This is a genomic window from Nitrososphaera sp. (assembly GCF_050748925.1).
Lineage (GTDB): Archaea > Thermoproteota > Nitrososphaeria > Nitrososphaerales > Nitrososphaeraceae > Nitrososphaera.
The window spans coordinates 1-8,065 of sequence record NZ_JBOGQF010000084.1; the positions used below are offsets into that span (position 1 = coordinate 1).

The 8,065-nt window shown below is 51.3% G+C and carries 10 protein-coding genes and 1 tRNA gene; 7 read left to right on the forward strand and 4 right to left on the reverse strand.

Annotated elements, in window-relative coordinates; translation table 11 throughout:
• Positions 1-215: 215 nt before the first annotated feature.
• Positions 216-470 (reverse strand): hypothetical protein, encoded by a 255-nt coding sequence (locus tag ACREAY_RS07895; protein WP_431755227.1) that lies wholly within the window; start codon positions 468-470, stop codon positions 216-218.
• Positions 471-582: 112 nt separating this feature from the next.
• Positions 583-744, reverse strand: a complete 162-nt coding sequence (locus tag ACREAY_RS07900) for a hypothetical protein (protein WP_431755228.1) — start codon at positions 742-744, stop codon at positions 583-585.
• Between the two features lie 78 nt (positions 745-822).
• Between ACREAY_RS07900 and ACREAY_RS07905 the strand changes: the two genes are divergently transcribed.
• From ACREAY_RS07905 to ACREAY_RS07935, 7 genes are all read left to right on the forward strand, one after another.
• Positions 823-1,965, forward strand: coding sequence for a hypothetical protein (locus ACREAY_RS07905; protein WP_431755229.1), 1,143 nt, complete (start codon positions 823-825; stop codon positions 1,963-1,965).
• 120 nt (positions 1,966-2,085) lie between these two features.
• Positions 2,086-2,391, forward strand: coding sequence for a hypothetical protein (locus ACREAY_RS07910; protein WP_431755230.1), 306 nt, complete (start codon positions 2,086-2,088; stop codon positions 2,389-2,391).
• A gap of 129 nt (positions 2,392-2,520) precedes the next feature.
• Positions 2,521-3,171, forward strand: a complete 651-nt coding sequence (locus tag ACREAY_RS07915; RefSeq protein WP_431755231.1) for an ammonia monooxygenase — start codon at positions 2,521-2,523, stop codon at positions 3,169-3,171.
• Positions 3,172-3,287: 116 nt separating this feature from the next.
• Positions 3,288-3,908 (forward strand): hypothetical protein, encoded by a 621-nt coding sequence (locus ACREAY_RS07920; protein ID WP_431755232.1) that lies wholly within the window; start codon positions 3,288-3,290, stop codon positions 3,906-3,908.
• Between the two features lie 56 nt (positions 3,909-3,964).
• Positions 3,965-4,156 carry a hypothetical protein gene (locus ACREAY_RS07925; protein WP_431755233.1) on the forward strand — a complete coding sequence of 64 codons (192 nt, stop codon included), beginning with the start codon at positions 3,965-3,967 and terminating at the stop codon, positions 4,154-4,156.
• Positions 4,157-4,256: 100 nt separating this feature from the next.
• Entirely contained in the window at positions 4,257-4,934 is a 678-nt protein-coding gene (locus ACREAY_RS07930) for an archaellin/type IV pilin N-terminal domain-containing protein (RefSeq protein WP_431755234.1), read from the forward strand.
• Positions 4,935-5,651: 717 nt separating this feature from the next.
• Entirely contained in the window at positions 5,652-6,512 is an 861-nt protein-coding gene (locus ACREAY_RS07935) for a spherulation-specific family 4 protein (RefSeq protein WP_431755235.1), read from the forward strand.
• Between the two features lie 329 nt (positions 6,513-6,841).
• Here ACREAY_RS07935 and ACREAY_RS07940 read toward each other — a convergent pair.
• Both ACREAY_RS07940 and amrS read right to left on the reverse strand, forming a co-directional pair.
• Positions 6,842-6,915, reverse strand: a tRNA-Pro gene (locus ACREAY_RS07940).
• A 31-nt stretch (positions 6,916-6,946) separates the two neighbouring features.
• Positions 6,947-8,065: AmmeMemoRadiSam system radical SAM enzyme (gene amrS, locus ACREAY_RS07945; RefSeq protein WP_431755236.1), on the reverse strand; the 1,119-nt coding region annotated here is incomplete at its 5' end.

Consider the following 8,065-nt stretch of genomic DNA (forward strand, 5'->3'; position numbering starts at 1 on the left):
GATGAATATCTCGCAGATCTGGCATCTCTTTTGTCCGGAAGCGTACCTGCCGGAGCCGACTGGCTTTTGAGCCTTGTGACGTATGCATATACCTTTGCAAGTCATCTAATGCGTTCACGCAACCGTGGCGAATTTCGTATTTCAACATTAGTAACGATTGATTATGATTCGTAAGTATCGTATTTTTTGAAACAAGAAAAAGAGGCCGAGTGGCCTTAGCGGACTTCGACCTTCTTGACAGCGAATGCTTCGTGCATTACGAGGTACTCGTCGACCTTCATCTTGATGTCTTCGGCCTCGGTGTCGTCCATGCCTGTCATTCCTGCCTTGAATGAGATCTTGCTTCCAGAGACGTTTACGTCCGAGACTGCCATATCGGCATAAACGTTTGCAAGCTCGTTGGCCCATTCTTTGCCTTCTGTTGCATCTACACCCGACGTTTCGACTGTAACGTTATACATTTTGGTCATTCAAAACCACCAAGACGGAATTTGTCCCGGCATTAATAAAGTTGACGTGATCTGGCGTCTGGTCGTGGTTGGAGAATTTAAACTGTTTTCGCCCTTTGTATATAAAGGGGCCCTACTTTCGCTCGTAGCCCCAGTATTTTACCAGCTCTTTTTCAAACGAGTTGAACTGGTCGTCGTTGAGGCCGTCGCCGCAGTTCTTGTGCGTCGGCACGACCTTCAGGCCTGCAAGCTTGAACTCGACTTCATAGAATGTGACCTTGGGGCAGTTACACACAGCCGTGGTTGTAACGCTCCACTTATTTGCTTATCGTCGCGTGAAACATTTATCGGGTCGCTGCATATATTTTTAGCAATGGATTACAGGTTTTTTACCTCTTCCGCGATTGCTTTGATGCTGGCGCTTGGCATTGTGGCCGCTGCTGCAAACGCGGCATATGCCCAGACTGACGACAGGTGGTATGTAGGCGAAGGCGCCAAGCAGGACATGTTTGTAAAATACAGGATACAGAATTTAGACACAAACAATAACGATCCTTTCGAGATGACTGTTTATTTTAAAGAGCAGGACGCAGACGGCAACTGGATTGCGCCAACATTTGTGCAGTACAATGGCCGCGTCTACTCCGGCACCATGAAGCTTGGCGACAACCTCGCGTCCCTTGGCGGGGGCTCGGACATCCCGGACGACCTGAGGCCGTTCATCGGCGCCTACGGCAGGTCGCTGCAGTGGCTTGAGGCGTTCACGGCAAAGTCAAAGCCGCTCTCCCTGAGCCAGCCTTCCTGGGGCAAGATAGGCGGAGAGGAGATCACGCCGATGGGCAATGAGCAGGTCAAAGTCCAGGAAGGCGTGTACGACTCTACCATAATAGGATGGCACGAGGGCGGCAGGGACAACAGGGTATGGGTCGTAAATGATTTTCCGTACCCCGTCAAGGCAGAGACCTATGAAGAGGGGGCCTCCGGCAACGGGCCCGTCAAGTACAAGTTCTCGCTTTTGCAAGAAGGCACAGGGCAGCCAGACACGCCGGCAAATCTTGAAACCCCCACGCCCCCGTTACGCAAAAGCACTTCCAGCGGCACCTTTAGCATAGACCTCGACTGGGAGCCAAGGTCCATAGAGCCGGGCAAGGAAGTAGAGTTTGGCTTTATCTTTACCAACAACCAGAACCTGCCAATTGAGAGGGTGAGCTACAACTTTACGGTAAAAGACGCAGGCGGCAACGTGCTTGAAGAGCGCGTGAACCAGTTTACCGACTTGAGCACCGGCTTTCAAAAGTTCACGTTTGATGAAGGAGGAGCCAAGACAGTCAGCATCGCCATCAACTCTGAAAGCGGCCAGTCCGCCGAAGCGGTCGACTTTGGCATAGTCGTGGTGCCCGAATTCCCGACCAGCGCAGCCATAATAGCCGCACTTGTGATCGCCCTGGCGATTGCAGTGACCAGGTTCAGAGGAACAAGCTTGGGAAGCATTTTTGGCGGCAGGAAAGCGCCGTAGCCGGGCAACTCTAGCCCTTTTCCTTTCTTCTTTTTTCCAGGCGACGGATTCCGCACGTGCCGGCGCGAGCCTCGCCCGCGACAGCAATATTTAAAAAGGCATGCCCTGTTTGTATAGCAAATGACTCTACCAAAGGGATACGGAAGTGGTGGACGTAAGGGCGGTAGCGGTGGAGGCGGCGAGAGCCGCGACGACATCGAGCGCATGATCGGCCGCAGAGTCGAAAACATGAAGGGTGTTTACATCCTTGGCTTTGCTCTGTGCTGGGCTGCAACTGCAGGCGGTGTCTATGTGGGCGTCACAGTCTATCCGTGGGCATATCCGTTGCCAAGTGGCCTTTACGCACTGTCAGTCCTGACGGTTATTGAAGCGCTCGGACTCTTCTGGATCATGAAGGTCGTCGGCGAAAAACCAGTAAGGGCTTAGCTCCTTTTTTCTCTTTTTCTTTTAATTTTCTCGTTGGCGGCGGACACTGCGCACCCCAAATGTGCGGATTTCGCACCAGCTTTTGCGCAACATAAAATTTTATATACGAGCATAATGACTAGGTTTCCAATGGTCTGGCTTAGACGTACAACGCACTACCTGTTCATAGTAGTCGTTGCTGTCAACAGCACACTGCTCACCATCAACGCAGGTGACTACATCTTCTACACAGACTGGATGTGGACATCCTTCGTGGTATTCTCGGTGTCGCAGTCGACGATGCTTGCTGTAGGCGCAATATACTACATGTTGTTTACAGGTGTTCCAGGCACTGCAACCTATTACGCCACAATCATGACCATCTACACATGGGTGGCGAAGGGCGCGTGGTTTGCACTCGGATATCCCTACGACTTCGTCGTAGTGCCAGTGTGGATCCCGTCGGCAATGCTTATGGACCTCTCGTACTGGGCGACAAGACGCAACAAGCACGCTGCCATACTCATTGGCGGTACGCTGGTTGGCCTATCCTTCCCGCTGTTCAACATGGTCAACCTGTTGCTTGTAAGGGACCCGCTCGAGGTGGCCTTCAAGTATCCGAGACCGACACTGCCTGCATACATGACGCCTATAGAGCCCCAGGTAGGCAAGTTCTACAACTCGCCTGTCGCCCTGGGTTCAGGTGCCGGTGCAGTGCTAACGGTTCCCATCGCGGCGTTGGGTGCAAAACTAAACACGTGGACATACAGATGGATGGCCGCGTGGAGCAAGTGGGATTAAAACTCCCCTTTTTCCTTTCTTTTTCATTTTTCCACAGCCCAGCTAGGGCTATAGATTTGTGTTGTTAAAAGTACTACAACAATAAGGTTAAGTCTGCATCCGGAACTATTCGTCACATGAAGGGCAAAATTTTGCCGCTACTCGTATCAGTGGTGTTGATGCTATCCGTCGTAAGCATTGCAAGCGCTCACGCGCAAGAAGAGCCAAGAGACGAGCCAAAGAAAAAGCCGCCAAAGCACAGGGTTGGAGAGGCAGACGACGAAAAGCCACGCAAGCCGATGAAGGAACCGGGCCAGCGAGCCAACGGCACGAGTGCGGCAGACACGCCGGCGACGCTTGACATGGACGTTTCAGGAAGTGCAGCGCCCCTAAAGAGAGGCGACAACAGCACCGGCGCCGACGTTGCCATGAACCTCCAGATGGAAGGCATGAAGGGCAAGCGCGGTTTTAACCTGAGAATAACGTCCGGCGACGTGACTGTCGGAGAAAAACCGTACATAGTCGAGTCAGGCAAGGCGACCATAGTCAAGGGCGGCAAGATAGTAGTATCTATGGGACTAAAGGGCGAAGATGGCAAGGTTTTCAGGGTCAACATGGCAGGCAAGCTGGACGGCGAGGCGCCAGAGCCGGGGTCGTCCGCAAGCGTCACGTTCTCAAAGGCATCGGTTGCTCGCCTGTGGAAGCTTGACGTCACCGGTGAGCTGGCCAACACGACCGTCGCAATGGCTACCGGCTAGCCGCCTCTAATTTTCTTATCGACAACTTTATCTTCGACAATCATCTATGCCTGTGCATGGCCGAATCAATGTTCATGTATGCCGTGGCTGCAGGGGTGTTTGTCTTCCTCGTAGGGCTCCTGTCTGCGACGAGGGGCGCTCGCGGCAGGCGCGGGCACGAAGCGATGCCAGAGACCCACTCTGGCGGCTCGGGCGAGGGCAAGAGGATCAAAAAGTTCAAGTCCGACGGCACGCCGGTTTACGACTGACCCGCTGCATGCAGGCTGTCGGATGCCGGGCCCTACAGTGCGGTCTGTTTTCAGACATACTACAGGTTTTAGGTAAAACCAAAGCTATACCGATGACAGAATGGCCTTTAAGGGAAAAGTTTTTGCCCGGAAAAGAGGGGTGGTAGGGATAGAATCGGCCATAGTCCTGATTGCGTTTGTCATCGTTGCGGCCGCCCTTGCCTTTGTTGTCCTGAACACGGGGTTCTCGACGACCCAGAAGGCCAAGGCGACGATCTCGTCAGGCCTGGGGGAAGCCAGCAGTGCGCTAGAGATCGCAGGCCAGGCGACTGCCAAGGGCAATACGACCGCGCTAAAGCTTGACGCTTACACAATACCCATCAAGGTTGCATCGGGAGGCTCGTCTGTAGACATTGTGGCATCCAAGACTGCGATAAAATATTTCAGCAAGAGCGTGGCTTACGACAACATCTACAAAGGTACGCTTGCTTCTGGCACTTTTAACGACATTGACAGCGCGCTTGCGGCCGCCAAGGCGCAGAGCCTCATCAGCGAGATTCCAGGCGTCGGCCCCGGCCCGGGCGCCACCTCGGCTGTCATCTATTTTACCGCCAACTCTAACAACAACGCGATCATTGATTCTGGCGAGCTGGCCATAGTGCTTGTGGCATTCAAGAACGCGGACAGGCCGCCGACGCTTGACACGGTAACGGCAGAAGTCATTGTGTCGTCGGGCGCGCCGCTGACCGTCCATAGGAACGTGCCCACCATAACGTACTCGGTGGTCAACCTAGGATAAAGCAAGTTTTGTCAACGAAAATGGGGAGTATAGATAAGCCCCTTGATTTTTCTGATTTTACGTTGATTGCCGAAGTGAAAAAAGGCTATTGGTGGGCGCGAAAAAGAAAATAAAAAAAGAAAATACGCCTCCTACCGCGAGAATTCCTATCAAGGCGAAGGACAGGTACTTCCATCGTCTGCTTTCGTTGTTTGTCGAACTTGTCATTGCTTACAGCAGGTGAAGTGCCATATATACAGCAGGCTTCTGACGAATGTAATACCATTACCTTACAGTGCTATATGCGAATATGTATGCGAACAGCCGCCTAACCGTCTTGTCTTTCAGCCCGCCCATCTTTCCTTCTGATAATACACGTTGAATATTATAGAGCGTTCTTGCCAGAGTATTTCATTGCTCGCTGCCGCGAGCGACATAGAATAATAGCCAACCGATTATTAGACGCAGGTAGCTTGATGCTAAATCAGCGAAAAAATTCCGCCACAGGTTGTTCTGCTCAGAAATGCCACTGTCGGCGGTATAGCCCGATCTTGGCCCTTTGTTATGCACAAAAACCATAAAACAGTCTTCACCGTGGCAACAGGCAGAGTGGATCTGGCATGAATATTGCTTACTGTTTGGATTTCCATCGTTTTCTAACTGGGCATTTGCATGTAATATTCACACCTGCGACGGCTTTCTTAATACTTTAATAATAATTGCTTGCTTGTCAGTCAAATGAATTTTTATTGCAATCTCGGCTCACCTCCAAAAGGCGCATTAGCACTTTTTCTTGCGGCGGCATTGTTGATAACGATTACAGTTTCCTCTTTTGAAATTGCCAACGCCGCATCTTCGAATACACTCCTTGTCCCCCTATATAGCTGGCCTGTAAAATACATCAACGGCCAGAGAATGCTCTCTGATTCGTGGCAGACGCTCTACAATACTGCATCTGCAAATCCAAACTTGAGGATCATGATGATATTAAATCCGGACAACGGCAACTTTGGACTTGGCAGCGGACTTTTAACGCAAGAGCAAATGGCTTCAGCTCAGGCTAATCCAGACATCCTTTGGGCAGCCCAGAAAATGCAGTCTGCGGGGGTTGTCATCACAGGGTATGTGTACACCGATTACGCAGCCAGGGACTCCGAAATATGCAAGCAGAGAATCGACCTTTACAAGAGGCTGTATGGCACGATTGGTATCCACTTTGATCAGATGTCAAATGTGGCCGGTAATGAAAGCTACTATAGTAACCTAGATGCATATGTAAAGAGCACCGGGATGACGTTCACCATGGGTAATCCGGGTACTTCATCCCCAGAATCTTATGTTGGCACGGTAAATACGATAATTGTGTATGAGAACAAGGGACTTCCAACGATAAGCACGCTGCAGGCTCGTACATTCAATGGCAAGTATGACAAGAATAACTTTGGTGCAATTCCTCATACTGTGGCTAGATACGATGCAACATGGGTTGCACAGGCTCGCGAAGTTACCGGTTACATCTATGTAACTAACGACAGAATGCCAAACCCCTGGGATACATTATCTAGATATACCAACCAGCTCAGCCGAGACCTCCAGTAACCACCTTTTTCCTTTCCTTATTCCTTAATGACGGCCCTCTCTATGACTTCTGTACAGCATCGGAATCATCCCTTACGATGGAATTGCTCAAGCCACATTCTTTACACTTGTAAATTATCGTCCTTTCTAACTCTTGGTCAGTCGTCATTTCTCCACCACAACACGCACACTTCAATCTGTCATGACAATTTGATATTTTGAAATATAAAGTTAGAATCTAGGGAACAAATAGGGCAAGTTTTTTTCGCTTGGATTCTTGTCAATAATCGTTCGGCAATCAACGTAAAATCAGAAAGATCTCGGCTCTTGTATATACCCCTCAACTGAAATGGGGTCGGCCGGATTTGAACCAGCGACCTCCAGCGCCCAAGGCTGGCATCCTACCATGCTAGACAACGACCCCGTAAAATGCGGATGAAAGGCGCAATTTTAACCTAGTGAATGAACTGGAAACGCCTCTTTTGCCGGTGCAGCGTGCCCACAACCGGTATTTGGCAGCCGCAATTCTTGCACAGGTTCTTGCCATCGAGGTTCCACGCGTCGACGCAAAATCCATGGCGCCCGATGACGACATTGTTGCAGCCGGGGCAGTACGTGTCTTCAAGCCTGTGGCCCGGCACGTTGCCGATGTAGGCGTAATTCAGGCCCTCTTTTTTTGCCACGTCATAATGCTTTTCAAGGGTCTCGACAGGCGTGGACCCGAACTCCATCATCTTGTAGTCAGGGTGAAACCGCAAAAAGTGGACAGGCGTGTCGGGGCCTAATTCATCATAAACAAACTTGCACAGCTTTTTCGCCTGCTCCAGGTCGTCGCCCACCTGCGGCACTATCAGGTCCGTGACTTCGACGTGGATTTTCGTCTTTTCCTTCAGCTCTTTGAGCGTCGCAAACACCGGGTCGGCGTTCGGTATCCCGATGTAGCGGCGCACGAAATCCTGCTTGCCAGAGCCCTTGAAGTCAACCGTGATGCAGTCGAGAAACTTGTCCATCTCTTTTACAGACTCGGGCGTGTCGTAGCCGTTTGACACAAAGATGTTGAATATCCCCCGTTTGTGCGCCTCGATGCCACAGTCCCGGGCAAACTCTATGAATATCGAAGGCTCGTTGTAGGTGTAGGCGATGCCCTGCGCGCCGTAACTTGCTGCCGTTTCCGCGACCTGCACCGGCGTCATCTCTGTCCCTTCCACCTTGCGACGCTGGGAAATGTCATAGTTCTGGCAGTACTTGCAATTGTGTACAAGTATGCCGTCGGCCACATAGTTGTGGTTCGGTATGCATTCAAGGCCGTGCACCTCCTCGAACCTGCCTGTCGGCTTGACGGACCCTACCGGAAGCCAGGCGCGCTTGTTTTTTCTGATTACGGCACTTGTGCGTTCAAGGATTAGTGCCTTGACCTCTTCTGGATGATTGTATGTGTAGCTGCCAGAAATCCTCAAGACCCGCCAGCCGTTGAGCTCCAGCGTCCTGTCCCTTGTTGCATCGCTTTGCGCGACTTCTTTGGAATTGTAATGCCACCACCCGTCGATCTCTATGTCAAGCTTCAGGTCTAGAAT